Annotated in this window: 21 protein-coding genes; 15 read left to right on the top strand and 6 right to left on the bottom strand. The window is 68.6% G+C overall.

Going from position 1 to position 24,906, the window contains the following annotated elements:
- Positions 1-19: 19 nt before the first annotated feature.
- Positions 20-700: a ribulose-phosphate 3-epimerase gene (gene rpe / locus AC1RDS_RS15155; RefSeq protein ID WP_092699490.1), complete on the bottom strand. Its 681-nt coding sequence runs from the start codon at positions 698-700 to the stop codon at positions 20-22.
- Positions 701-729: 29 nt separating this feature from the next.
- On the opposite strand from rpe, the gene apaG reads away from it, so the two are divergent.
- From apaG to AC1RDS_RS15080, 15 genes are all read left to right on the top strand, one after another.
- Complete coding sequence (apaG, locus tag AC1RDS_RS15150; protein ID WP_092699488.1) at positions 730-1,137, top strand: Co2+/Mg2+ efflux protein ApaG; 408 nt, start codon at positions 730-732, stop codon at positions 1,135-1,137.
- Between the two features lie 56 nt (positions 1,138-1,193).
- The gene (locus AC1RDS_RS15145) at positions 1,194-3,113 is read left to right on the top strand and encodes a site-specific recombinase (RefSeq protein WP_492227152.1); all 1,920 of its coding nucleotides are present in this window, start codon (positions 1,194-1,196) and stop codon (positions 3,111-3,113) included.
- 169 nt (positions 3,114-3,282) lie between these two features.
- A complete protein-coding gene (locus tag AC1RDS_RS15140; RefSeq protein WP_092699486.1) occupies positions 3,283-4,539 on the top strand; it encodes a cation:proton antiporter domain-containing protein in 1,257 nt (418 codons plus the stop codon).
- Entirely contained in the window at positions 4,529-5,650 is a 1,122-nt protein-coding gene (locus AC1RDS_RS15135; protein ID WP_092699484.1) for a YbdK family carboxylate-amine ligase, read from the top strand. Before AC1RDS_RS15140 ends, AC1RDS_RS15135 begins: the two co-directional genes overlap by 11 nt.
- Positions 5,651-5,767: 117 nt before the next feature.
- A complete protein-coding gene (gene thiL / locus AC1RDS_RS15130; RefSeq protein WP_287878473.1) occupies positions 5,768-6,748 on the top strand; it encodes a thiamine-phosphate kinase in 981 nt (326 codons plus the stop codon).
- A 238-nt stretch (positions 6,749-6,986) separates the two neighbouring features.
- Positions 6,987-8,732 carry an alpha/beta fold hydrolase gene (locus AC1RDS_RS15125; protein ID WP_287878476.1) on the top strand — a complete coding sequence of 582 codons (1,746 nt, stop codon included), beginning with the start codon at positions 6,987-6,989 and terminating at the stop codon, positions 8,730-8,732.
- A 2-nt stretch (positions 8,733-8,734) separates the two neighbouring features.
- Positions 8,735-10,198, top strand: coding sequence for an efflux transporter outer membrane subunit (locus AC1RDS_RS15120; protein ID WP_287878478.1), 1,464 nt, complete (start codon positions 8,735-8,737; stop codon positions 10,196-10,198).
- A 19-nt stretch (positions 10,199-10,217) separates the two neighbouring features.
- Positions 10,218-11,291, top strand: a complete 1,074-nt coding sequence (locus AC1RDS_RS15115) for an HlyD family secretion protein (RefSeq protein ID WP_092699476.1) — start codon at positions 10,218-10,220, stop codon at positions 11,289-11,291.
- 3 nt (positions 11,292-11,294) lie between these two features.
- A complete protein-coding gene (gene rbbA / locus AC1RDS_RS15110; RefSeq protein ID WP_092699474.1) occupies positions 11,295-14,051 on the top strand; it encodes a ribosome-associated ATPase/putative transporter RbbA in 2,757 nt (918 codons plus the stop codon).
- A gap of 2 nt (positions 14,052-14,053) precedes the next feature.
- Positions 14,054-15,184: an ABC transporter permease gene (locus tag AC1RDS_RS15105; RefSeq protein WP_092699472.1), complete on the top strand. Its 1,131-nt coding sequence runs from the start codon at positions 14,054-14,056 to the stop codon at positions 15,182-15,184.
- 29 nt (positions 15,185-15,213) lie between these two features.
- A complete protein-coding gene (locus AC1RDS_RS15100) occupies positions 15,214-16,659 on the top strand; it encodes a bifunctional enoyl-CoA hydratase/phosphate acetyltransferase (RefSeq protein WP_092699470.1) in 1,446 nt (481 codons plus the stop codon).
- Positions 16,656-17,846 carry an acetate/propionate family kinase gene (locus AC1RDS_RS15095; RefSeq protein WP_092699468.1) on the top strand — a complete coding sequence of 397 codons (1,191 nt, stop codon included), beginning with the start codon at positions 16,656-16,658 and terminating at the stop codon, positions 17,844-17,846. Before AC1RDS_RS15100 ends, AC1RDS_RS15095 begins: the two co-directional genes overlap by 4 nt.
- A gap of 32 nt (positions 17,847-17,878) precedes the next feature.
- Complete coding sequence (locus AC1RDS_RS15090; protein ID WP_092699466.1) at positions 17,879-18,349, top strand: universal stress protein; 471 nt, start codon at positions 17,879-17,881, stop codon at positions 18,347-18,349.
- Between the two features lie 209 nt (positions 18,350-18,558).
- Positions 18,559-19,032, top strand: a complete 474-nt coding sequence (locus AC1RDS_RS15085) for a phosphatidylglycerophosphatase A family protein (RefSeq protein WP_492227151.1) — start codon at positions 18,559-18,561, stop codon at positions 19,030-19,032.
- Between the two features lie 62 nt (positions 19,033-19,094).
- A complete protein-coding gene (locus tag AC1RDS_RS15080; RefSeq protein WP_492227122.1) occupies positions 19,095-19,559 on the top strand; it encodes a CinA family protein in 465 nt (154 codons plus the stop codon).
- A gap of 347 nt (positions 19,560-19,906) precedes the next feature.
- Here AC1RDS_RS15080 and AC1RDS_RS15075 read toward each other — a convergent pair whose 3' ends face one another.
- From AC1RDS_RS15075 to AC1RDS_RS15055, 5 genes are all read right to left on the bottom strand, one after another.
- The gene (locus tag AC1RDS_RS15075; protein WP_492227121.1) at positions 19,907-20,749 is read right to left on the bottom strand and encodes a YecA/YgfB family protein; all 843 of its coding nucleotides are present in this window, start codon (positions 20,747-20,749) and stop codon (positions 19,907-19,909) included.
- A 93-nt stretch (positions 20,750-20,842) separates the two neighbouring features.
- Positions 20,843-21,385 (bottom strand): putative toxin-antitoxin system toxin component, PIN family, encoded by a 543-nt coding sequence (locus AC1RDS_RS15070; protein ID WP_287878495.1) that lies wholly within the window; start codon positions 21,383-21,385, stop codon positions 20,843-20,845.
- On the bottom strand, positions 21,375-22,664 hold the full coding sequence (locus AC1RDS_RS15065; protein WP_287878498.1) for a THUMP domain-containing class I SAM-dependent RNA methyltransferase: 1,290 nt from the start codon (positions 22,662-22,664) through the stop codon (positions 21,375-21,377). Before AC1RDS_RS15065 ends, AC1RDS_RS15070 begins: the two co-directional genes overlap by 11 nt.
- Positions 22,661-23,143, bottom strand: coding sequence for an acyl-CoA thioesterase (locus tag AC1RDS_RS15060; RefSeq protein ID WP_287878500.1), 483 nt, complete (start codon positions 23,141-23,143; stop codon positions 22,661-22,663). Before AC1RDS_RS15060 ends, AC1RDS_RS15065 begins: the two co-directional genes overlap by 4 nt.
- 75 nt (positions 23,144-23,218) lie before the next feature.
- Positions 23,219-24,805, bottom strand: a complete 1,587-nt coding sequence (locus tag AC1RDS_RS15055; protein WP_287878501.1) for an RNA polymerase factor sigma-54 — start codon at positions 24,803-24,805, stop codon at positions 23,219-23,221.
- Positions 24,806-24,906 lie beyond the last annotated feature (101 nt).

Raw genomic sequence — 24,906 nt, 5'->3', positions numbered from 1 at the left:
ATGAAAGCCGGTAGTGCCCTCAGGCCAGCTGCGCGCGCATGGCGTCGATGACGCCCTGGTAATCGGGTTTGCCGAAAATCGCACTCCCCGCCACAAAGGTGTCCGCACCTGCATCGGCCACGCGGCGGATGTTGTCCGCCTTAATGCCACCATCCACTTCCAGGCGGATGTCCTTGCCCGATGCGTCGATGCGCTTGCGCACGGCTTCGATCTTGCGCAGGGCCGAATCGATGAAGCTCTGGCCGCCAAAGCCGGGGTTCACGCTCATGATCAGGATGAGGTCGATGTCATCGATCACCCAATCCAGCACATCCAGCGGCTCGGCCGGGTTGAACACCAGGCCCGGTTTCACGCCCTTGCTGCGAATGGCCTGGATGCTGCGGTGCACATGGCCCGAGGCATCGGGGTGAAAGCTGATGTAGTCTGCGCCCGCCTCGGCAAACGCCGCGGCCAGGGCATCCACGGGCTGGATCATCAGGTGCACGTCCACGGGCACCGCCACGCCGGCGGCCGTCCTCGCATGCGGCTTGAGCGCCTGGCAGACCATGGGGCCGAAGGTGAGATTGGGCACGTAATGGTTGTCCATCACGTCAAAGTGGATCCAGTCGGCACCGGCGGCAATGACGCTGCGCACCTCTTCACCCAGGCGGGCGAAATCGGCAGAGAGGATCGAAGGGGCAATGCGAAAAGTACGGCTCATGGCGCGATTGTCGCAGTTACCATCCGTCCATGTCCAAGTACCAGTTTGACGTGCAGGTGCAGCCTGAGTACCTGCCAGAACAATCCTCCCCGGACTCCGGCGTCTTCAGCTTTGCCTACACCATCACCATCACCAATACGGGCGATACGCCCGCACAACTGATCTCGCGCCACTGGGTCATCAGTGATGCCAGGGGCCACACGGAAGAAGTCAAGGGCCTCGGCGTGGTGGGCCAGCAGCCTTTGCTCCAGCCCGGGCAGTCGTTCCAGTACACCAGCGGATGCGGCCTGCGCACCGCCAGCGGCACCATGCATGGCACCTTCCATTGCGTAGCTGTTGACGGCGAGCCGTTCAGCTGCCCGGTACCCTTGTTTGTGCTGGAGGCCACCCATCCCGGGGCCTCGGGGCAACCGCTGGCCGGCAGGGTGCTGCATTGAAGCGGCCAGCCACCGAGCTGGCAGGGCTGCTGGCGGCGCTGGACCCGCAGGCAGGAATGGCACAGCGCCACCTGTGGCTGATCGACCTGCTGAACTGGGTGCGCGGCGCGCGCGATTCGGCGCCGGGCGCCACGGCGCGCGTACAGCTGTTCCTGGAAGCGGTCGAGGCGCGCCCTGACGTACAGCCCCGGCTGCAGGCCTGGTGGGCCGCCCTCGTGGAGTCCGTGGACATCACCACGCTGCTGGCCGATTTTGGCTTCGCCAAGGACACGGCCGTGCTCAGCGAAGCGGCCGAGCGACTGCGCAACCAGCTGCTGCCGCACAGCCCCGAAACCATTGACGCCTCGGAACTCTTCGTACTGGCTCTGCCCAGCGCTTTCGATGCCAAGTGGCTCGGCGCGCTGGACGAAACCCTGCTGAACCGACTGGCGGCCCTGCTGATGCCGCAAAGCCCCCAGGGTGCGTCGCGCTGGCAGCATGCGCTGCTCGACGCCATCACCTACTGCGCGGGGCAGATTCTTTCGACTGGTTTTGCGCCCGGCTTGCGCCTGCGCATGAGTGAATCGGCCCGCGAAGCACAGCCCTTTCATGCGCTGATTCGCGACGTGGAGAGCCTGCGTGTAGAGGTACTGCACGCGCTGCGCACACCCGACCGGCTGCAGGAGGCCGCCCAGCGCCTGCGCGAGCGCCTGGAAGCCTGCCGGGCCGCCGCGGCCACCGTGTACACCCACTTCGAGGACAACGGCATTTCCGTGGACCTGGTGTTCCGGCTGCGGCAGCTGCGCGCGCGCATCCTGCGGGTGCGGGAGCTGCTCGAGTGCCTGCTGTCTCCCCAGCCCGCCGCCACGGCGGCCCGCCTTCTGGCGCACCTGGTGGAGGTGGGGCAGGAGCGGCGCAGCCTGCGGGCGCTGCTGGCCTCCAACTCCTCGCTGCTGGCGGCCAAGGTGGCCGAGCGCAGCGCCGAGACGGGCGAGCACTACATCACGCGCACGGCGGCCGAGTACCGCTCGATGGTGAAAAAAGCCGCCGGTGGGGGCGCCGTGATGGCCTTGACCACGCTGGCCAAGTTTGGCCTGTATGCGCTGGCCCTGTCGGCGTTCTGGGGCGGCTTCTGGGCCGGTGTGAACTATGCGGTGAGCTTTGTGCTGGTGCAGCTGCTGCATTTCACCGTGGCGACCAAGCAGCCGGCAATGACGGCACCTGCCATGGCGGCCAAGCTCAAGGAACTGGCTTCGGGCGAGGCCATCGAGTCGTTCGTGGACGAAGTCACCCACCTGGTGCGCTCGCAGGTGGCGGCCGTGCTGGGCAATGTGCTGGTGGTGTACCCGCTGGTTCTGGCCCTGGCACTGCTGATCGCCTGGGCCAAGGGCTCTCCCGCCATCAGTGCGGACGAGGCGGGCCAGGTGCTGGAGTCCCTGCACCTGCTGGGACCCTCGCTGCTGTTTGCCGCCTTCACGGGCGTGCTGCTGTTCGCGTCCAGCATCATCGCCGGCTGGACCGAAAACTGGTTCGTGCTGCACCGGCTCGACTCGGCCGTGCGCTACAACCCGCGCATCACCGCCCGCCTGGGCCAGGAACGCGCCGCGCGCTGGGCGCGCTTCCTGCGCGAAAACCTGTCGGGCTTGGCCGCCAACATCTCGCTGGGCTTCATGCTCGGCCTGGTCCCGGCGTTTGCAGGGTTTTTCGGGCTGGGGCTGGATGTGCGCCATGTCACACTGTCTTCGGGCCAGCTGGGTGCGGCCACGGCGGCACTGGGCTGGGACATCTTTCACCAAAGTGCGTTCTGGTGGGCCGTTGCCACCCTTCCCCTGCTGGGCGCCCTCAATGTCAGTGTGAGTTTTTACCTGGCTTTTCGCCTGGCATTGCGTGCCCACAACGTGAGCGGTGTAGACCGTTCACGCATCTATGCAGCGATGCGGCGCCGCCTGCGCAAGGCGCCTCTGAGCTTTTTCGTCCCTGAACGCCGGGCCGCCTGATTCGGGCGTGACTGGTCTGCGCCAGCATGAACGCCCCTGTCCTACAGAGGCCTCGCGTTTGCGCAGGTAAATTCAGGCAACCGCCGGGAAGGACCGCGGCGCCAGCTGGCGCCCTGCCTTTTCTTCCCGTCCACCGGGCGCTGCCCGTCTGATGGAGAGGACTTATGACATGAATGAAATCCTGAGCTTCTGGGCCCAATGGCTGCGCCCTTCGGCGGGGCTGCCCACGGTGCAGTGGTCGCTGCTGCTGGCGGTGGCCGCCATGGTGGGCTACCTCACCCAGCGCCACACGGGTCTGCCCAAGGTGGTGGGCTATTCCCTGGTCGGCACCGTCGCCGGCCTGGCGGGCTTCAGTGGGGCAGTGTGGCCATTGCAGGGCATCGGGCTGTTTCTGCTGGAGCTCGGCATCTCCATCGTGCTGTTCGAATGCGGTGGACGCATTCCGCTGCGCTGGTTTCGCCACAACCCCATGGTGCTGGTGCAGAGCATCGCCGAATCGGCACTGACCTACTTTGCCGTCTATTGGGTGCTGGTGTGGCTCGACATGCCCGCGCATGTGGCCGCCCCCCTGGCCCTGGTGGCGCTGGCGGCTTCGCCCGCCGTGCTCACGCGCGTGGTGGCAGACACCCGCGCAGCCGGCCCGGTGACCGAACGCGCCATCGTGCTCGCCACCCTGTCCACCCTGTATGCGCTGACGCTGGGCAGCGCCCGCGCAGAGCAGATCAACCGCCAAAGCGTCACGCTGTTCGACACCATGTATCCCGTGGTGGTGGTGCTGGGCGTGTCGATCATCGTGGCGGCCGTGTTGTCGCTGGTGCTGCGCATGGCCCTGCGCTTCATGAACCCCACCAGCGAGAACACCTCCATGCTGCTGCTGGCCCTGATCGCCGCGGCCACGGCCGTGGCCGCGCACATGGGCGGCTCTGCCCCCCTGGCGGCGCTGCTGGGCGGCATGCTGCTCAAGCAGCTCAATCCGCGCCCCTGGGCCTGGCCGCGCCAGTTGGGCAATGCCTCGTCGCTGCTCACCATGCTGATGTTCGTGCTGGTGTCCACGGTGGCGGCGCAGGCTGACTGGAGCGGCCCCGTGGCCGGCGTGGTGCTGGCGTTGATCGCCGTGCGCCTGGTGGCCAAGGCCGTGGGCGTGGGACTGGGCAATGTGGGCAGCGGCGCCAGCTGGCGCCAGGCCCTGTGGGTGGGCTGCGCCATGACGCCCATGTCGTCCATCGCGCTGCTGATCGCGTCGCAGTTCGTGGTGGCATCGCCCTCCACGGGCCATCTGATCGCCCGCGTGGCGCTGCCGGCCATCCTGCTCATGGAAGTGCTGGGTGCCGTGATCGCCACGGTGGCCATCTACCGTGCGGGCGAGAGTTCCAAACCCTGGGCCCCGCTCGCGCGCGGTGGCCATGGAGACAGCAGTGAGTCTTGAAGCATTTCACCATTCCGAGCCGCTGACGCTGGGCGTCGAGCTGGAACTGCAGCTGGTCAACACCCACGACTACGATCTGGCGCCCTACGCCGAAGACATGCTGCGCCTGATGCGCAAGGTGCCGCTGCCCGGCAGCGTGGTCCCCGAGATGACCAACAGCATGATCGAGATCTCCACCGGCATCTGCCATTCGGCCAGCGAGGTGCTGGGGCAGCTCAGTCCCATCCGCGAGGCCCTGGTCAAGAGCGCCGACAAGCTCAACATTGCCGTGGTGGGTGGCGGCACGCACCCGTTCCAGCAGTGGCATGAGCGGCGCATCTACGACAAACCGCGCTTTCAGGAACTGTCGCAGCTGTATGGCTACCTCTCCAAGCAGTTCACCATCTTTGGTCAGCATGTGCACATCGGCTGTCCCGATGCCGACGCGGCGCTGCTGATGCTGCACCGCATGTCGCGCTACATCCCGCACTTCATTGCGCTGTCGGCGTCCAGCCCCTACGTGCAGGGGCAGGACACGGCGTTCGATTCGGCACGGCTCAACTCGGTGTTTGCGTTTCCGCTGTCGGGCCGTGCGCCGTTTGCACTGACCTGGGACGATTTCACGGCCTATTTCAACAAGATGACCCGCACCGGCGTGGTCAAGAGCATGAAGGACTTTTACTGGGACATCCGCCCCAAGCCCGAGTTCGGCACCATCGAGATCCGCGTGTTCGACACCCCGCTGACGATCGAGCGCGCCGCCGCGCTGGCCGGTTTCGTGCAGTCGCTGGGCGCCTGGTTCCTGGCCGAGCAGCCGTTCATGCCCCAGGAGGACGACTACCTCGTCTACACCTACAACCGCTTTCAGGCCTGCCGCTTTGGCATGGACGCCGTGTATGTGGACCCGGCCACCGGCAGCCACATGCCGCTGCGCGACCATATCCGCATGACCATGGACCAGATCGCCGGACACGCCGCCATGCAAGGCGCGTCGAACGCCATGCACATGCTGCGCACCGAGGCCGAAGCCGGCCACAACGACGCCCGCTGGCTGCGCGAGCGCCAGCGCGAAGAGCAGTTGCTGGCCGAAGTCAGCCGCCAGGCCGCGCTGCGCTTTCGTGGCACGAACTGATCCCCCCTGAGTCGCCTTCGGCGCCCTCCCCCAGGGGGACGCCGCCAGCGCCCGTACCGCGCACTGGCGGCCCTTGCGCGGCGGCTCTGCACTCGATACACCGCACAATCCTCACCCATGGGTGAATTCGACCTGATCGCACGCTATTTCACGCGGCCCGTGCACCGCGCCGCGCTCGGCGTGGGCGACGACTGCGCGCTGCTGGCGCCCGCGCCGGGCATGCAGCTGGCCGTGTCCAGCGACATGCTGGTGGAGGGCCGGCATTTCTTTGCCGACGTAGCCCCCGAACGCCTGGGCCACAAGGCGCTGGCCGTGAACCTGTCGGACCTGGCGGCCTGCGGCGCGCGCCCGCTGGCTTTCACGCTGGCGCTGGCGCTGCCCCGCGTGGATGAGGCCTGGCTGGCAGGTTTCTCCAGCGGGTTGCTGGCGCTGGCCGATGCGCAGGGTTGCGAGCTGGTGGGTGGCGACACCACGCAGGGCCCGCTCAATATCTGCATCACCGTGTTCGGCGAAGTGCCAGCCGGCCAGGCCCTGCTGCGCAGCGGCGCACGGCCCGGCGACGACATCTATGTGAGCGGCACGCTGGGCGACGCCCGCCTGGCGCTGGAGGCGCTGCAGGGGCATATCACCCTGCCCCCCGAGGTGCTGGCCGCCAGCCGCCTGCGGCTGGAGCAGCCCACACCCCGCGTGGCCCTGGGCCAGGCCCTGCGCGGCGTGGCCAGCAGTGCCCTGGATGTGAGCGACGGGCTGCTGGGCGACCTGTCGCACATCCTGAAAGCGTCGGGTGTCGGGGCGTGCCTCGACACCCACATCACTTCCAATCTAATAGCTGCCAGCGCCTCTCCATCAAGCCCCATCTGCCAATTTGGCCCTGAACTGATTCGCCAGTGCACGCTGGCGGGCGGTGACGACTACGAACTGGCGTTCACCGCCCCGCAGGCCCGGCGCGCTGCGGTGGCCGCCGCAGCCCTGGCCAGCGACACGCCCGTCACGCGCATCGGTCGCATCGAGGCCGCGCCGGGCCTGCGGCTGGTGGATGCGCAAGGGCAGCCGGTCGCACGGCGCTACGCCTCCTTCGATCACTTCGCGACCGGCTGAATTCGCGGCCGGATTCACATCCCGGCACCCACCCCCTACACCCGCGCCGCAGGGCCTCGCGCAACGGCGCGTTCGGCAGGGGACATCGTTGTGTCTTGGTCCCTGCCTATGCTGGTGCGCCGACAGCGGCCGTCCCGTCGGCAATCCGCCACAAATTGACACATGTCAATTCACGCGCGCCGCCACTTCGTAAAGTATCCCAGCACCCTTGGCCCGCTCTTCACCGGAGACTCCCGACATGCCAACCCCTGCCAATGCCCCCCTGTCCATGGCCGAGAGGCTCGACCCCGCCATCCATGCGGCACTGGCCCGCAGCGTTGCGTCGCTGTCCCACGCCTCCGCCCTGATGGCGGGCAGTGACTGGGCCCTGCATCTGGCCGCCTCGCCAGGCAAGTGCATGGACCTGGCGCACCTGGCGCTGCGCCAGGGGCAGGAGATGGCCGCCTATGCCCAGGCGCGGATGGCGGCCGGCCCCGACAGGGAAACCCGCCATGCCGTGGCGACCCCTGCCCAGGACCGGCGCTTTGCCGACCCCGCGTGGCAGCAGTGGCCGTTCAACCTCATGCACCAGTCCTTTGTGCTCACCGAGCAATGGTGGGCCGCCGCAACGCACGGCGTCTGGGGTGTGGACAAGCATCACGAAGACATGGTGGCCTTCGCGGCCCGGCAGTTCCTGGACATTTTCTCGCCCGGCAACCAGCTGGCCACCAATCCCGTGGTGCTGAACCGCACGCTCGCGCAAGGCGGCGCCAACCTGGCGCGTGGCGCGCTCCATCTGCTGGAGGACGCCCGGCGCCACACCGCAGGCGCACCACCCGCTGGCGCCGAGAACTTCGTGGTCGGCCGCGACGTGGGCATCACGCCCGGCAAGGTGGTGCTGAAGAACCGCGTGATGGAACTGATCCAGTACACGCCCACCACCCCAGCCGTGCACCCCGAGCCGATCCTGATCGTGCCGGCGTGGATCATGAAGTACTACATCCTCGACCTGTCGCCCCACAACTCGCTCATCAAATATCTGGTGGACCAGGGGCACACGGTGTTCTGCATCTCCTGGGTGAACCCGGGCGCCGAGGACCGTGATCTGGGCATGGACGATTACCTGGACCAGGGCTTTCACGCCGCACTGAACGCCGTCAACACCATCGTGCCCCAGGCCAAGGTGCACGCCGCCGGCTACTGCCTGGGGGGCACGCTGCTGGCGATTGCGGCCGCCGCCATGGCGCGCGACGGGGACGAGCGCCTGGCCTCCATGACGCTCTTCGCGGCGCAGACCGACTTCACCGAGCCGGGCGAACTGGCCCTGTTCATCGATAACAGCCAGATCAGCCTGCTGGAAGCGCAAATGGCCCAGACCGGCTACCTCACCGGGGCCCAGATGGCCGGCGCGTTCCAGATGCTGCGCTCCTACGACCTGCTGTGGTCGCGCCTGGTCAACGAATACCTGCTGGGAGAGCGGGCCCCCATGAACGACCTGATGGCCTGGAACGCCGACACCACCCGCATGCCGGCCACCATGCACTCGCAGTACCTGCGCCGGCTGTTCCTCGACGACGACCTCAGCGAAGGCCGCTACCCGGTGGGCGGCAAGCCCGTGACCCTGGGCGACATCACCTTGCCCACCTTCATGGTCGGCACCGTCACCGACCATGTGGCGCCCTGGCGTTCGGTCTTCAAGCTGCAACAGCTGAGCCCCTCCGAAACCACCTTCGTGCTCACCAGTGGCGGCCACAATGCAGGCATCGTCAGCCCGCCCGGCAACCCGCGCCGGCATTTCCAGATGCTGACCCGCCCGGCGGGCGGCAACTACCTGCCGCCCGACGCGTGGCTGGCCGCTGCACCGGAAACACCCGACTCCTGGTGGCCGGCCTGGCTGGCGTGGCTGAAGGCGCGCTCGGGCGCACCGGTCAAGCCCCCACGCACAGGGTCGGGCGCCTACAAGCCCGTCGGCGACGCTCCGGGCACCTATGTGCTGCAGAAATAGCCATGGATCGCCACCCGCACCACACCAGTCATCCAACTGCACGGCGCGCCGTCACCCTGGCAGCCGCCATCGGGGCGCTAGCCGGCTGCGCCTCGATGGCGCCGCCCCATGAGACGCCCGCCCTGCCGGTGCCCGCGCATTACGCCCTGCCCGCGTCAGACGAGGGCACCCCGGCCGCCACCACCGGCTGGCGCGACTATTTCACCGACCCGCGCCTGCAAACCCTGATGGCCCAGGCACTGGCGAACAACCGCGACCTGCGCGCCACCGCGCTGCGCGTGCAGGAGGCCCGCGCCGCCCATGGCATCCAGCGCGCCGATCTGCTGCCCACCCTCGGCGCCCAGGCGGGCATGGACCGCTCGCGCGTGCCGGCCGACCTGAACCTGACGGGCCAGCCCCTCCTGAGCAGCCAGTACCAGGCGGGCCTGGGCCTGGCCAGCTGGGAAATCGACTTCTGGGGGCGGGTGCGCAGCCTGAACGATGCGGCACTGCAAAACTACCTGGCCACCGATGCGGCCCGCCACGCCGTCACCCTGGGCCTGATCGCGCAGGTCGCCCAGAGCGAACTGGCACTGCGGGAACTCGACGAGCGCCTGGAACTGGCGCACCAGGCCATCGCCAGCCGCCAGGAAAGCCTGCGCATCTTCCAGCGCCGCGTGGATGTGGGCTCGGCCTCGCGGCTGAACCTGACCCAGGTGCAGACACTGCTCACCCAGGCCCAGGCGCTGGGCGCCCAGCTGGAGCAGGCGCGCGCGCAGCAGGCCAACGCCCTGGCGCTGCTGGTGGGGGCGCCCGTGGCACCGCCCGCCGTAGCCGTGCGGCTGGACAGCCTGTCGATGCCGCCACTGCGCGCGGGCCTGCCCTCCGACCTGCTCGCCCAGCGCCCCGACATCATGGCGGCCGAGCACCAGCTGCGCGCAGCCCAGGCGCAGATCGGCGCGGCGCGTGCGGCGTTTTTCCCGCGCGTGGCGCTCACGGGCTCGCTGGGCACCGCCAGCGCCGAACTCGGTGACCTGTTCGACAGCGGCAGCCAGGCCTGGACGTTCTCGCCCAGTATTTCGCTGCCCCTCTTCAACGGCGGGCGCCTGCGCAACAACCTTCGGCTGACCGAGGTGCGCCGCGACATCGCCGTGGCCAACTACGAGAAAACTGTGCAGGGCGCCTTCCGCGATGTGTCCGACGCGCTGGTGGCGCGCCAGGCACTGGCCCGCCAGCTGGCCATTGCCCAGGATGCGCGGGCCGCCCAGAGCGAGCGCGCGCGCCTGTCCCAGTTGCGCTATGACCATGGCGCCGCCGCCTTTCTGGAGGTGCTCGATGCCCAACGCGACCTGCTGGTGGTCGAGCAGCAGGTGGTGCAGATGCGCCGCGCCGTCCTGTCCAGCCAGGTCGGCCTGTATGCGGCGCTGGGCGGTGGCGCGCTGGCCGCGCCGGCCACGGCCACGCCACCCACAGGCTCCGTTCCCTGAGCCCCCTCGTTAAAGCACCATGAACCCCACCCTCAAGAACCGGCTCATCCTCCTGGCCATTGCAGCCGCCGTATTGGCCGGCGGCGCCTACGCCTGGTCCATGCTGCGCCCCCAGGGCCCCGGCGACGGATTTGTCAGCGGCAATGGCCGCATTGAAGCCACCGAGATCGACGTGGCGGCCAAGCTGGGCGGCCGCGTGCAGAGCATTGTGGTGAAAGAGGGCGAATTCGTCACCGCCGGCCAGACCCTGGCCCACATGCAGATCAGCACGCTGGAAGCCTCGCGCGACGAAGCCCAGGCACGGCACCAGCAGGCCGTTGCCGCCGTGGCCAGCGCCCAGGCCCAGGTCGCAGTGCGCGAAAGCGACCGGCAGGCCGTGCAGGCCCTGGTGGCGCAACGCCAGAGCGAGCTGGAGGCCGCGCAGCGGCGTCTGGCCCGCTCGCAGACGCTGGTGCGCGAAGGCGCATCGTCCGACCAGGAAGTGGACGACGACCGCGCCCGCGAACGCAGCCTGCAGGCCGCCGTGGTGGCGGCCAAGGCCCAGGCCGACGCCGCGCAGGCCGCCATCACCGCCGCACGCACCCAGGTGGCCAGCGCGCGCGCCGCCGTGACGGCCGCCGAAGCATCCGTGGCACGCATCAAGGCCGACATTGACGACAGCGCGCTCGTGGCGCCCCGCAGCGGCCGCGTGCAATACCGCATTGCCCAGCCGGGAGAGGTGATCGGCGGTGGCGGCAAGGTGCTGAATCTGGTGGACCTGTCCGATGTCTACATGACCTTCTTCCTGCCCGAACCCGTGGCCGGCAGGCTGGCCCTGGGCAGCGAGGTGCGCATCGTGCTCGATGCGGCGCCGCAGCTGGTGATTCCGGCCAAGGTTTCGTTCGTGGCCAGCACCGCGCAATTCACCCCCAAAACGGTGGAAACCGCCAGCGAACGGCAAAAGATGATGTTCCGCGTCAAGGCGCAGATCGCCCCCGAGTTGCTGCAAAAGCATGCCCAGCTGGTCAAGACCGGCCTGCCCGGCATGGCCTGGCTCAAGCTCGATGCGGCGGCCCCGTGGCCGGCCCACCTGGCCGTGAAGCTGCCGGAGTAAGGCGTGGCCGCTTTACCCTGCGTGGCCCGTCTGGACGGTGTGGGCCTGCGCTATGCCACCACCGTGGCACTGGCGGACATACAGCTGGAGCTGCCGGCCCAGCGCATGGTCGGGCTCATCGGCCCGGACGGCGTGGGCAAGTCCAGCCTGCTGGCCTTGCTGGCGGGTGCGCGGGCGCTGCAGCAGGGCAGCCTGCAGGTGCTGGACGGTGACATGCGCAGCAAACGGCACCGCGATGCGGTCTGCCCGCGCATCGCCTACATGCCCCAGGGCCTGGGGAAAAACCTGTACCCCACGCTCTCGGTCGAGGAAAACCTGCAGTTCTTCGCCCGCCTGTTCGGCCACGACGCGGCCGAGCGGCGCCGGCGCATCGACCACCTGACGCACAGCACCGGCCTGCACCCCTTTCTGGCGCGCCCGGCCGGCAAGCTCTCGGGCGGCATGAAGCAAAAGCTCGGCCTGTGCTGCGCGCTGATCCACGACCCCGACCTGCTGATCCTGGACGAGCCCACCACTGGCGTGGACCCGCTGGCACGCGCCCAGTTCTGGGACCTGATCGCCAGCATCCGGCAAGAGCGCCCGCAGATGAGCGTGGTCGTGGCCACCGCCTACATGGATGAAGCCCAGCGCTTTGACTGGCTGGTGGCCATGGACGACGGCCAGGTGCTGGCCACCGGCACGCCCCACGCGCTGCTGCAACGCACCGGCACCCGCAACCTCGAAGCCGCCTTCATCGCGCTGCTGCCCGAGGAAAAGAAACGCGGCCACCAGCCGGTGGAGATCACGCCGCTGGCACTGGACGACAACACGCAGGTGGCCATCGAGGCGCAGGGCCTGACCATGCGCTTTGGCGACTTCGTGGCCGTGGACCAGGTGGATTTCCGCATCCGCCGTGGCGAGATTTTTGGCTTTCTGGGCTCCAACGGCTGCGGCAAGTCCACCACCATGAAGATGCTGACCGGGCTGCTGCCGGCCAGCGAGGGCGAGGCCTGGCTGTTCGGCCAGAAGGTGGACCCCCGCGACATCGAAACCCGCCGCCGCGTGGGCTACATGTCGCAGGCGTTTTCGCTGTATGGCGAGCAGACCGTGCGGCAGAACCTGGTGCTGCACGCGCGCCTGTTCCATGTGCCCGAGGCGCAGGTGCAGGCTCGCGTGCAGGCCATGGTCGAGCGCTTTGGCCTGCACGACGAAATCGACAGCCTGCCCGATGCCCTGCCCCTGGGCCTGCGCCAGCGCCTGTCGCTGGCCGTGGCCATGGTGCACCAGCCCGAGCTGCTGATCCTGGACGAACCCACCTCGGGCGTGGACCCGGTGGCGCGCGACAATTTCTGGCGCCTGCTGATCGAACTGTCGCGGCGCGACCGTGTGACGATCTTCATCTCCACCCACTTCATGAACGAGGCCGAACGCTGCGACCGCATCTCGCTCATGCATGCCGGCAAGGTGCTGGTCAGCGCGCCGCCGGCAGACATTGCCGCGCAGCGCGGCGCGGGCTCGCTGGAGCAGGCCTTCATTGCCTACCTGGAAGATGCCTCGGGCACCCGGCGGGCCGCGCCCGCCCCAAGCACGCCCGCACCCGCCGCCACCGAACCCGCACCGCACAGCGCGCCCTCCGCCACGCCGCGCCGCCGGGACTTCTTCAACCTGGGCCGCGCCCTGAGCTACATGTGGCGCGAGACGCTGGAGCTGCGGCGCGACCCGGTGCGCGCCACGCTGGCGCTGCTCGGCACCGCCCTGCTGATGTTCATCATCGGCTACGGCATCAGCATGGACGTGGAAGACCTCAGCTACGCCGTGCTCGACCAGGACCAGACCACGCTGAGCCAGAACTACACCCTCAACCTCGCGGGCTCGCGCTACTTCATCGAAAAGCCGCCCGTGCGCAGCCACGCCGAGCTGGACCAGCGCATGCGCAGCGGCGAGCTGGCGCTGGTCATCGAGATCCCGCCCGGCTTTGCGCGCGACCTGCAGCATGGGCGCCCGGTGCAGGTGGCCGCCTGGGTGGACGGCGCCATGCCCATGCGTGCGGAAACCGTGCGCGGCTACATCGGCGCCATGCACCAGATGTGGCTGGCCGACCAGGCGCGGCACCGGCTGGGCGTGCGGCCGGCGACGGCCAGCACGGTCGAGACCCGTTTTCGCTACAACCCCGACGTGAAGAGCCTGCCAGCCATGGTGCCGGCCGTGATTCCGCTGCTGCTGATGCTGATACCGGCCATGCTCACGGCGCTGTCGGTGGTGCGCGAAAAAGAGCTGGGCTCCATCATCAACCTCTACGTCACGCCCGTCACGCGGGCCGAGTTCCTGCTGGGCAAGCAGCTGCCCTACATCGTGCTGGCCATGTTCAACTTCCTGCTCATGACCGCGATGGCCGTCACGGTGTTTGACGTGCCGCTCAAGGGCAGCTTTGCCACCCTGGCGCTGGCGGCGCTGGTGTTCGTGGTGTCTTCCACGGGCATTGGCCTGCTGGCCTCCACCTTCACGCGCAGCCAGATTTCGGCGATGTTCGTCACCATGATCGGCACGCTGATTCCGTCCATCCAGTACGCGGGGCTGATCAACCCGGTGTCCTCGCTCGAAGGCGTGGGCGCCTTCGTGGGCCGCATTTTCCCGGCCACGCATTTCCTGACCATCAGCCGGGGCGTTTTCAGCAAGGCACTGGACCTGGGCAGCCTGCTGCCGTCGTTCTGGCCCTTGCTGATCGCGGCGCCGGTGATCGTCAGCGCGGCGATACTGCTGCTGCGCAAGCAGGAGGCCTGAGCATGCACGCCGCATCCCTTGCCAACATCTGGCGCCTGGGCATCAAGGAACTGTGGAGCCTGGTGCGCGACCCCATGATGCTGGTGCTGATCGCCTACACCTTCACCGTGTCGATCTACGTGGCCGCCACGGCCATGCCCGAGAGCCTGCACAAGGCGGCCATCGCCATCGTGGACGAAGACGATTCACCGCTGTCGGCGCGCATCGTGGCCAGCTTCTACCCGCCGTACTTCACCACCCCGCGCCTGATCACGCTGGCCGAGATGGATGCCGGCATGGACAACGGCAATTACACCTTTGTGCTCGACATTCCGCCCAATTTTCAGCGCGAGGTGCTGGCCGGGCTGGCCCCTGTGGTGCAGCTCAATGTGGATGCCACGCGCATGAGCCAGGCCTTCACCGGCAGCGGCTATATCCAGCAGATCGTGGCGGGTGAGGTGGGCGAATTCGTGCAGCGCCACCGCGGCGATGCGCAGCTGCCGGTCGAGCTGAACGTGCGCATGCGCTTCAATCCCAACCTGGAGCAGGCCTGGTTCGGCTCGCTGATGGAGATCATCAACAACGTCACCATGCTGTCCATCATCCTGACCGGCGCGGCGCTGATCCGCGAGCGCGAGCACGGCACCATCGAGCATCTGTTGGTCATGCCCGTGACGCCCGGCGAGATCATGCTGGCCAAGGTCTGGTCCATGGGGCTGGTGGTGCTGCTGGCGGCATTGGTGGCGCTGGTGTTCGTGGTGCAGGGCGCCCTCCAGGTGCCGGTGCAGGGCTCGGTGCCGCTGTTCATGGGGCTGGCGGCGCTGCACCTGTTTGCCACCACCTCCATGGGCATCTTCCTGGCCACCGTGGCCCGCTCCATGCCGCAGTTCGGCATGCTGCTGGTGCTGACCCTGCTGCCGCTGCAAATGCTGTCGGGCGGCGTGACCCCGCGCGAAAGCATGCCGGAGCTGGTGCAATACGTGATGCTGGCCGCGCCCACCACGCATTTCGTGGCGGCCGCGCAGGCCATCCTGTACCGGGGTGCGGGCCTCGACATGGTCTGGCCACAATGGCTGGCCATACTGGCCATTGGCGCTGTGCTGTTCACCGCCTCTCTGGCGCGTTTTCGCAAGACCATCAGCCAGATGGCCTGATCTCCATCTTTCCCATCCTTCGGAGTCCCATGCCAGACACCCTGCCCGCTCTCCCCCCCGCGATCGCTGCCGGCAACGACCTGGGCACCGTGCGCAACCGCACCTTCGACGAGATCGCGGTGGGCGACACCGCATCGTTCGAGCGCACGCTCTGCACCGAAGACATCCAGCTGTTCGCGGTGCTCTCGGGCGACGTGAACCCGCAGCACCTGGATGCGGAATACGCCGCCTCCACGCGCTTTCAGGGCGTCATTGCCCACGGCATGCTGGGCGGCGCCCTGATTTCGGCGGTGCTGGGCACGCGCCTGCCCGGCCCCGGCACCATCTACCTGGGGCAGACGCTCCAATTTCTCGCCCCCGTGCGCGTGGGTGACACCCTGCGCGTGGGCGTGACGGTAACCGCACGCGACGAGGCCAAGAAACGCCTGAAGCTTGCCTGCAGCTGCACCAACCAGGACGGCGTGGCCGTGATCAGCGGCGAAGCCGATGTGATCGCCCCCACCGAGCGCATCGAACGCGCGCGCACCACGCTGCCCGAGGTGCGCCTGACCGTCAACGGCGACGGCCTGCACCGGCTGCTGGACCATGTGCGCCCGCTGGGCGCAAGCCCCATGGCGGTGGTGCACCCCTGCGACGCGCTCAGCCTTTCGGGTGCGCTGGATGCGCGCGCGGCCGGGCTGATCACGCCCGTGCTCATTGGCCCGCGCGCGCGCATCCTGGCGGTGGCGCAAGAGAGCGGGCTGGACATTGCCGGCATCGCCATCGAAGACGTGCCCCACAGCCATGCGGCCGCCGCACGCGCGGTGGAGCTGGTGGCGAAAGGGCGTGTGGAGGCCCTCATGAAAGGCAGCCTGCACACCGACGAGCTCATGGCTGCCGTGGTGGCCAGCGGCACCGGCCTGCGCACCAAGCGGCGCATCAGCCACTGCTACCTGATGCAGACACCGGCCTACCCGCGCCCCTTCATCATCACCGACGCCGCCATCAACATCGCGCCCACGCTGGACGACAAGGCCGACATCGTGCGCAACGCCATCGACCTGGCCCATGCCATCGGCGTGGCCGAGCCGCGCGTGGCCGTCCTGGCGGCGGTGGAAACCGTCAACCCGCACATGCCCGCCACGCTGGATGCGGCGGCCCTGTGCAAGATGGCCGATCGCGGCCAGATCACCGGCGCCCTGCTCGACGGGCCGCTGGCCTTCGACAATGCCGTGTCGATGGCGGCCGCGCACACCAAGGGCATCGTCTCCGAGGTGGCGGGCCGGGCCGACATTCTGGTGGTGCCCGACCTGGAAAGCGGCAACATGCTGGCCAAGCAGCTCGAATTCATGGGCAGCGCGGCCAGCGCCGGCATCGTGCTGGGCGCGCGCGTGCCCATCGTGCTCACCAGCCGCGCCGACTCGCGCGAAACCCGCATCGCCTCGTGCGCCGTGGCCGTGCTGCTGGCGCACCGCTACAAGGTGCTGCCGCCATGAGCGACCTCATCCTGGTGCTCAACTGCGGCTCGTCGAGCATCAAGTTCGCGCTGTTCGATGCCAGCACCCGCCCACTGCCGCGCAAGCCCCTGTGGAACGGCAAGGTCGATGGCATCACCGGCCCCGCGCCCACCTTTGGCGAGACGGGCAGCGCGCCCGGCCCGATAGCGCTGGACGCCGCCCAGCCCTACCACGCGGCACTGGAGCACATCCGCGCCCGCGTGCTGGCCCGGCTGGGCGGCCACCGCATCGCCGCCGTGGCGCACCGCGTGGTGCACGGCGGCGCCAAGTACTTCGACCCGGTGCGCGTGGACGCCGCCGTGCTGGCCGACCTGCAAACCTACATCCCGCTGGCGCCACTGCACCAGCCGTTTGCGCTCGAAGCCATCGAGGCGCTGCTTTCCACGGCACCCGGCCTGCCCCAGGTGGCCTGCTTTGACACGGCGTTCCACCACACGCTGCCCGATGTCGAAAAAATGCTGCCCCTGCCCTACGGCGCCTGGGAACGCGGCCTGCGCCGCTACGGCTTTCACGGCCTGTCGTATGAATTCATGTCGGTCGCGCTGGCCGAGCGCCATGGCGATGCCGCACGCGGGCGCACCATCGTGGCCCACCTGGGCAGCGGCGCCAGCCTGTGCGCCATGCAGGGCCTGCGCAGCATGGCCACCACCATGGGGTTTTCGGCGCTCGACGGGCTGATGATGGGCACGCGCTGCGGCGCGCTCGATCCCGGCGCGGTGCTGTACCTGATGGAGATCGAAAAGCTCACGCTCGAACAGGTGGGCCATGTGCTGTACCACGGGTCGGGCCTGCTGGGCCTGTCGGGCGTGTCGTCCGACCCGCGCGTGCTGCTGCGGCAGGAGGCGGGCAACGCACGCGTGCAGGCCGCGCTGGCGCTGTATGTGCGGCGCATCGTGCGCGAGATCGGCGCCATGGTCGCCGTGCTGGGCGGGCTGGACATGCTGGTCTTCACCGCCGGCATTGGCGAGCACAACGCCGCCATCCGCGAGCGCATTTGCCGCGACCTGGCCTTCCTGGGCGTGGCACTCGACGGCGATGCCAATGCACGCAACGCCCCCCTCATCTCCCACGCCGCCAGCCACGTGCCCGTGGCGGTGGAGCCCACCAACGAAGAGTGGATTGCCGCCTGGCGCGCCCTCGCGCTGGTCAGCGTGCCAGGCCACTGAGTTCACCCTTCCACTTTTACAAAGAGTTCTCCATGTACGAAAAAATCCTGGTCCCCTTCGACGGCAGCCCCACCTCGGAACAAGCGCTGAAAGAAGCCGCCGGCCTGGCGCTGAAGGTGGGTGCGCAGGTGCGCCTGCTGCACATCATCGATCCGCTGACGCATGCGGTTGGCTTCGTGCGCCCCGAGGTGTATCGCACCGACTTCCTGCCCGTGGCCCTGAAGGGTGCTGACACCATGCTGCGCAAGGCCTGCGAGCAGCTCACCGCGCAAGGCATCCAGGCCGAGACCCGGTTGCTGGAAGCCATGGACGCCCAGGTGGCCACGCTGGTGATCGACGAGGCCCGGCAATGGGACGCCCGCCTGATCGTGCTGGGCACCCAGGGACGGCGCGGCCTGGCGCGCATGTTCCTGGGCAGCGATGCCGAGCAGATCGCCCGCACCTCCCCCGTGCCGGTGCTGCTGGTGCGCCTGCCCGAGGCCGCGCCTGCCCCATCCGCCTGAGAACGCTCCTGGCGCTGCAGTCGTGCAGACAGGCGACTGCGGGGCAGGCTGCTAGCATTCTCACCCCTGATGCAACGCCCCGGAGCCCCCGCGTGATTCCCTCCCCCCCTGGCGCCCCGCGCGATCCGGTTGACCCGGTCGACGTGACCGATGCCACGCCGCGCCCCCCCGGCACGCCACCGCCGCCACGGCGGCCCAGCGCCACTTTCATGCTGCAGCACCCGGCGCACTGCATTGCGCTGGGCTTTGGCGCTGGCCTGAGCCCCAAGGCGCCGGGCACCGTGGGCACCCTGTGGGCCTGGCTGGCCTTTCTGGTCCTGCAGCACTGGCTGGGCACGCAGCAGATCGGCCTGCTGATCGGCGCGGGCACGCTGGTCGGCTGGTGGGCCTGCACCGTCACGGCGCGGCACATGGGCGTGTCCGATCCCGGCAGCATCGTCTGGGACGAGGTCGTGGCCTTCTGGCTGGTGCTGTGGCTGGCCATGCCCATGGGGTTCTGGGGCCAGGCCGTGGCGTTTGCCCTGTTCCGCTACTTGGATGCCGCCAAGCCCGGGCCCGTGGGCTGGGCCGACCAGCTGTTCAAGGGCTTCGGCTGGCGCGGCGGCTGGGGCATCCTGTTCGACGACTTCGTGGCGGCGTTCTGCACCCTGCTGGTGATCGCGCTGTGGAGGTTCTTCTGGTGAGCCCGTCATCACGATCCACAGATGCGCTGCCAGCGCCTGATGCACAAGCGCCAGAGGCTACTTTGGCTCAAATTTCCGCCCAGCTGCTGGCGCGCGGCTGGATGCTGGCCACCGCCGAGAGCTGCACCGGCGGCATGATCGCCGCCGCCTGCACCGACCTGGCGGGCTCCAGCCAGTGGTTCGAACGCGGTTTCGTCACCTATTCCAACGCTGCCAAGACCGAGATGCTGGGCGTGCCCGCCGCGCTGATCGAAGCGCATGGCGCCGTGAGCGAACCCGTGGCACGCGCCATGGCCGAGGGCGCCGTGGCGCATTCGCGCGCGCAGGTCAGCGTCGCCGTGACCGGCGTGGCCGGGCCCACGGGCGGCAGCGCCGAGAAGCCCGTGGGCACGGTGTGGCTGGCCTGGGGCGTGGATGGACAGATATACAGCGAACTGCGGCACTTTCCGGGCCACCGCGCCGCCGTGCGTACGGCCACGGCACGGCATGCACTGACACGACTGATCCAGCTGCTGAGGAAGGGGTAGCGTATGGCCGCTCGCGGCGTATCCCTCTTGCGGAGTCTGCGCGGTCGACACGCGCTCGGTCGATTGCATGGCATGCTATGCGGCGAGGAATCCGCCATGCTGCTACCGCATACGCCAGACGGTGAAGGCGCCCTGGCCGCGGACCAGAAGATTCGCCCCACGATCGCTGATGAGGCAGTCTTCCCCGGCCCGGGGCGCAGGACGGTGCGCATCGGCACCCGCACATGGCGGCCCCACAACACGGGTCCGATGTGCCGACGCGGCCCTCTACCAAGCCCAGGATGGCGGGCGCAACAGGGCCGTGCTCGCGCCGCAGGGAGACCCGCGCACGGTACGGCAGCGCCGCGTCAGGCCCCGTGGCACTTCTTGAATTTCTTGCCGCTGCCGCACCAGCAGGGATCGTTGCGGCCGGGTTCGGCCACCTTGCGCACGGTTTCGATGCGCGGGCCCAGGCTTTTCCAGAGCTGGCGCAGGTCGTACACGGCCCAGATGGCTTCGCCGAAGGTTTCCACGCGGGCCTGGCTGGTGCTGGGCGGGCCGTCCTCGCTGAACATGCAGACCTCGGGCTTGCCGGTGTCGTCCTCGGTCAGGGCAACGATGCTGTCCAGCGCATCGTCGAGCCACTTGGCGGCTTCCTTGTCGCGCGGTGCGGCCCAGTCCTCGGGCCAGTTTTCGACGGCGAACATGAAGCCCAGCGCCCACACCTGGCCAAACGAGGGGATCTCCTGGCCGGCCATTTCGGCGCGCTGGTCTTCGGGCAGGCTGGCCACGGCACCGCGCATGTCCATGGCCTCGGGCTGGAAGGTGCGGTCGTCGTCCAGCGATTCGACCGGGGCGTCGAGCTGCGCCTCGACCTCGTTCCAGCGCAGCATCCACAGCTCCAGAAACCGCGCCTGCTGTGCCGCATCGGCAAACGCCGGCAGCAGCGGCAGGGGCTCCCCTTCGGCCAGGTCGATGGCCGAGCCATCGCCCAGCAGCATGGGCAGGTATTCCGAGGGTGGAATGGGGCGGCGGCTGCAGATCAGCGCCGTGAGGAAGCCATCACAGAACTCCCACTGCGGGATCTCCTCGCCGCGCGTGCGCAGGTCGTCCAGCAGGGTGTCGATCTCGTCGAGTTCATCGGGGCCCAGGGCCGGGGCGGCCAATGCGGCGGCGGCGTCCGCGGGTGCTGGGTGGGGGGTGTTGTTCATGGCAGGGCTCCAGTCGGCGGGGCCTCGGGGCTGGGATGCTGCCCGCGGCCCCGGGCAAAGGCGGCCAGTGTAGCCGCCAGCCGGTGCGGCAAGTCAAGCCATCTGCACGGCAGCAGGCGTGGCGGCGGCGCTCCCCGGCGCAATTTCCAGCAGCTCGTCTGCTTCAAAAACAATCGCTGTCGCCGCATGCGCACCCAGCGCCAGCAGCCGTTTTTGCATGCAAAGGACGGCATTGTCCTTGCTGAGCAGGATGGCGCGGTGGGCCACGGCCAGGTCGATGAAATGCTGGTCGTCGGCATCCTTGCACACGGCGGACACGCGCGGTGCCACGTCCACCCAGCGCACCTGGGCTTCGTAGGTCTGCAGCAGCTGGCCGGCGGTGAGCCCATAAAAAGCCAGCCGCGGCACGATCTGCGGATAGGCCAGCACACGCGCCAGCTCGTCGCGCATGGGCGGCGTGGCCACCCAGCGCAGCCGCTGCGCGTCCAGCAGCTGGCGCACGGGCGCCACGGCGGCGTCGGCAAACACCAGCAGGTCGAGCACGATGTTGGTGTCCAGCACCAGCGGGCGCGCGTCAGCATCACTCTGCCCGCGTTCGGGCCACTGCAGCACGCAGCGATGGGGCTTAGCCGCCATGGGCCTTGGGGGCTGCACCATCGGCGGCACGCGGCGCGCGCACCGAGCCCTTGACCATGTCGAAGCGGAACAGCCGGCATTCGATGGGGCCGTTCCACATCGGCACGCGGCGCGATTCCTTCAGGCGCATCTTGCCGGGCAGTTTGAGGTCGGGTGTGAGCATCCAGGCCTGCCAGCCGGCGTAGTTCTTCTTCCAGTGCGCGGCGAGCTGGCTGAAGAACTCGCCACCATCGTCGGTGTGCGCCTCTTCGCGGCCCACGGCCAGGCCCTGGGCGCGGTCGGCCGCGCGCTCACTGGCGTTGCGGCCCGCCGTGCCGGCGGCAGCGATGCGCTCGCCGTAGGGCGGGTTCAGCAGCATCACGCCGGGCTGCTCGCAGGGCGGCATGCGCTGCAGGGCATCGCCACCGCGCAGCTGCACGGCATCGGCCACGCCGGCGCGCTCGGCATTGCGCTGGGCAAAATCGACCATGCGGAAGGCGACATCACTGCCAAAAATGGGCACGGCGCTTTTCTGTATGGCGCCTTCAGCCTCGTTTTTGATAGCAGTCCAGACATGGGCCTGGAACGGCAGCAGTTTCTCGAACGCAAAGCGGCGCAGCATGCCGGCCGGGATGCGGCAGGCGATCTGCGCGGCCTCGACCACGATGGTGCCGCTGCCGCAGCAGGGGTCGTACAGGGGCTGGGGGTTGTCGCCCAGCGGGTCCCAGCCGCTGGCGGCGATCATGGCGGCGGCCAGGGTTTCCTTCAGCGGGGCGTCGCCCTTGTCCTCGCGCCAGCCGCGCTTGAACAGCGGCTCGCCCGAGGTGTCGATGTAGATCGTGGCCTCGTCGGTGGTCAGGTGCAGGTGGATGCGCACGTCGGGCCACTGCGTATTCACGTCGGGCCGCACGCCGCTCTTGTGGCGGAAGCGGTCGGCCACGGCATCCTTGACCTTGAGGCCCGCAAAATTGAGGCTTTGCAGCGGGCTGTGCTGCGCCGTCACCTCGACCTTGAAGGTCTGGCGCGTGGTGAACCAGATCTCCCAGGCCACGTCGCTGGCCATGCCATAGAGGTCGTTCTCGGAACGGTAGGGCCGGTGCGCCAGCTGTACCAGCACACGCTGGGCCAGGCGGCTGTGCAGGTTGAGCAGCAGCGCATGGCGCCACGAGGCGCGCAGCAGCACACCTCCCCGGCCCACCAGCAGGTCTTGCCCGGTGAGGCCGGTGATGGCGTGCACCTCGTCGGCCAGGTAGCCCTCGACGCCAGCGGCGCAAGGGAGAAAAAGTTGGAGGTGGTTCATGTCGATGGGGAGGATACGCGCTCGGGCACGGCGGGGGAACCGGGCTCACCCGCGCGGGCCAGCAGCAGCTGGCGGATGGAGTCCGGGATGGGGGCGACCTTGCGGCTGGCCTTGCCGATGAAGACAATGCCGATCTTGCCGCGCGCCACTTCGCGGCCCGAGGTGGTCTCGGTCATGCAGAACACCAGGTCGAAGCCGTAGCGGTTGAAGTCCGCCGGCGCCATCTCCACCCGCATGGTTTCGCCATGGAAACCTTCGGACTTGTACTGCGCCACGATATCGCCCACCACGATGGACAGGCCACCCACATCCGCCTCGGGGTAGCCCAAGGACTGAAAAAAGCGCACCCGCGCTTCGGACACCAGGGTGAGCAACTGCGCGTTGTCCAGGTGACCGCCCTGGTTGACGTGGCTGATGTAGATCTGCAGCTCGGTGGCAAAGCCGAAATGCGCGGGAAGGTCGAAGACGATGCGGGCCATGGCGTGGAAAGCGGGGTGATGGGTGAAAAAACAGCCAACAGGGCACGCTGCGGCAGGCGCGCGCGCCCACAAAGGCTACAGCGCCTTGCGCAGATTGGCCGGCGCGATCTTGAGCGCCTCGCGGTACTTGGCCACGGTGCGGCGCGCGCACTCGATGCCCTGCTCCTTGAGCATTTCGGCGATCTGGCTGTCGGACAGCGGCTTGGCGGGGCTTTCGGCCGCCACGAACTGCTTGATCAGCGCGCGCACCGCCGTGCTCGATGCGTTGCCGCCGGTTTCGGTGCCCAGGCCGGAGCCAAAGAAGTATTTGAGCTCGTAGGTGCCGATCGGCGTCGCCATGTACTTGGCGGTGGTCACGCGGCTGATGGTGGACTCGTGCAGCCCCAGCTCGTCGGCGATGTCGCGCAGCACCAGCGGGCGCATGGCCAGCTCGCCATGGGTGAAGAAGTTCTTTTGCCGTTCCACGATGGCACGCGAGACGCGCAGTATGGTGTCGAAGCGCTGCTGGATGTTCTTGATGAACCAGCGCGCCTCCTGCAGGCGCTGCTGCATGCCCTGGTGGCCCTCGCCACCCTTGTGGCCGCGCAGGGCGCCGGCGTAGATGTCGTGCACGCGCAGGCGCGGCATGACGTCGGGGTTGAGCTGCACGATGAAGTTCTGCTGGCCCCCGCCATTGGCGCGCCCGGATTTGCGCACGATGACGTCGGGCACGATGATGTTGCGCTCCACATCGGCAAAGCGGCGGCCGGGGCGCGGCTCCAGGCGGGCGATCAGCGCCATGGCGGCACGCGTGCGCTCTTCGCCATCGCCGCACAGCTGCGTCAGGCGCCGGATGTCGCGGCGGGCCAGCATCTCCAGCGGCTGCTGGCAGATGCGCAGCGCGGTCTGCACGGTATCGGGGTCGATCTCGCTGTCTTCGTCGGCGGCCAGGGCCTTGAGCTGCAAGGTCAGGCACTCGGCCAGGCCGCGCGCGCCCACGCCCACAGGCTCCAGGCTTTGCAGCAGGTGCTGGGCCACCGTGAAGCGGTGCACCAGTTCTTCGATCTGCTCCAGGTCGTCGGGCCCGGCCAGGCCGATGGCGAGCTCTTCGAGCGGCTCTTCGAGGTAGCCGTCATCGTTGAGCGATTCGATGAGAAAGCGCAGCGCGGCGCGGTCGAGCTCGGACAGGCGCAGCGCCAGCGCCTGGCGGTGCAGGAAGGCCGTCAGTGATTCCTGCGAGCGGGCCAGTTCGGTGGCGTCGGCCTCGTCGCCTTCGGCGTCGTTGCGGTTGCGGGCGGGCGCATCGCCGCCCCACTCGGCGTCATTGGGCGCCATTTCCACCGTGCCGTCGCCGCTCCAGTCGGGCTCGTCCGCACCGGCGCTGGCCGTTTCAGCATCATTTGGGTTTTCAGCGCTTGTGTTGCCTGCGCTGGCAGCCCCTGAAAAAAGAGCGTCGTCCGCGCTGTAGTCGTCGGCCTGTGCGGGCGTGTCGGCGGCTTCCAGGCCAAACTCCTCGCGCGGCGCTTCATCGGCCGTGCGCTCCAGAAAGGGGTTCTCGTCGAGCATCTGCTCGACTTCCTGCGACAGCTCCAGCGTCGACAGCTGCAACAACCGGATCGATTGCTGCAACTGCGGCGTGAGCGACAGGTGCTGCGAAACGCGCAGCGAAAGGCCGGGCTTCATGCCACTGCCAACGCAAGGGCACCAATCAGCCCGTCGCCCGGCCGCCCGAAGGCGGGCCGGTGCCCCTGGGGGGGCAGCGACCACACGAAATGAGGAAGCGT

It is taken from the genome of Acidovorax sp. GW823-FHT02H02, from assembly GCF_058797075.1.
Note: the sequence above shows the minus strand (reverse complement) of the source record. Positions and strands in the feature narration are given on the sequence as shown.

Coding starts and splice junctions, on each gene's coding strand:
- rpe (WP_092699490.1), bottom strand. CDS start 700: ATGAGCCGTACTTTTCGCATTGCCCCTTCGATCCTCTCTGCCGATTTC.
- apaG (WP_092699488.1), top strand. CDS start 730: ATGTCCAAGTACCAGTTTGACGTGCAGGTGCAGCCTGAGTACCTGCCA.
- AC1RDS_RS15145 (WP_492227152.1), top strand. CDS start 1,194: ATGGCACAGCGCCACCTGTGGCTGATCGACCTGCTGAACTGGGTGCGC.
- AC1RDS_RS15140 (WP_092699486.1), top strand. CDS start 3,283: ATGAATGAAATCCTGAGCTTCTGGGCCCAATGGCTGCGCCCTTCGGCG.
- thiL (WP_287878473.1), top strand. CDS start 5,768: ATGGGTGAATTCGACCTGATCGCACGCTATTTCACGCGGCCCGTGCAC.
- AC1RDS_RS15125 (WP_287878476.1), top strand. CDS start 6,987: ATGCCAACCCCTGCCAATGCCCCCCTGTCCATGGCCGAGAGGCTCGAC.
- AC1RDS_RS15120 (WP_287878478.1), top strand. CDS start 8,735: ATGGATCGCCACCCGCACCACACCAGTCATCCAACTGCACGGCGCGCC.
- AC1RDS_RS15115 (WP_092699476.1), top strand. CDS start 10,218: ATGAACCCCACCCTCAAGAACCGGCTCATCCTCCTGGCCATTGCAGCC.
- AC1RDS_RS15105 (WP_092699472.1), top strand. CDS start 14,054: ATGCACGCCGCATCCCTTGCCAACATCTGGCGCCTGGGCATCAAGGAA.
- AC1RDS_RS15100 (WP_092699470.1), top strand. CDS start 15,214: ATGCCAGACACCCTGCCCGCTCTCCCCCCCGCGATCGCTGCCGGCAAC.
- AC1RDS_RS15095 (WP_092699468.1), top strand. CDS start 16,656: ATGAGCGACCTCATCCTGGTGCTCAACTGCGGCTCGTCGAGCATCAAG.
- AC1RDS_RS15090 (WP_092699466.1), top strand. CDS start 17,879: ATGTACGAAAAAATCCTGGTCCCCTTCGACGGCAGCCCCACCTCGGAA.
- AC1RDS_RS15085 (WP_492227151.1), top strand. CDS start 18,559: ATGCTGCAGCACCCGGCGCACTGCATTGCGCTGGGCTTTGGCGCTGGC.
- AC1RDS_RS15075 (WP_492227121.1), bottom strand. CDS start 20,749: ATGAACAACACCCCCCACCCAGCACCCGCGGACGCCGCCGCCGCATTG.
- AC1RDS_RS15070 (WP_287878495.1), bottom strand. CDS start 21,385: ATGGCGGCTAAGCCCCATCGCTGCGTGCTGCAGTGGCCCGAACGCGGG.
- AC1RDS_RS15065 (WP_287878498.1), bottom strand. CDS start 22,664: ATGAACCACCTCCAACTTTTTCTCCCTTGCGCCGCTGGCGTCGAGGGC.
- AC1RDS_RS15060 (WP_287878500.1), bottom strand. CDS start 23,143: ATGGCCCGCATCGTCTTCGACCTTCCCGCGCATTTCGGCTTTGCCACC.
- AC1RDS_RS15055 (WP_287878501.1), bottom strand. CDS start 24,805: ATGAAGCCCGGCCTTTCGCTGCGCGTTTCGCAGCACCTGTCGCTCACG.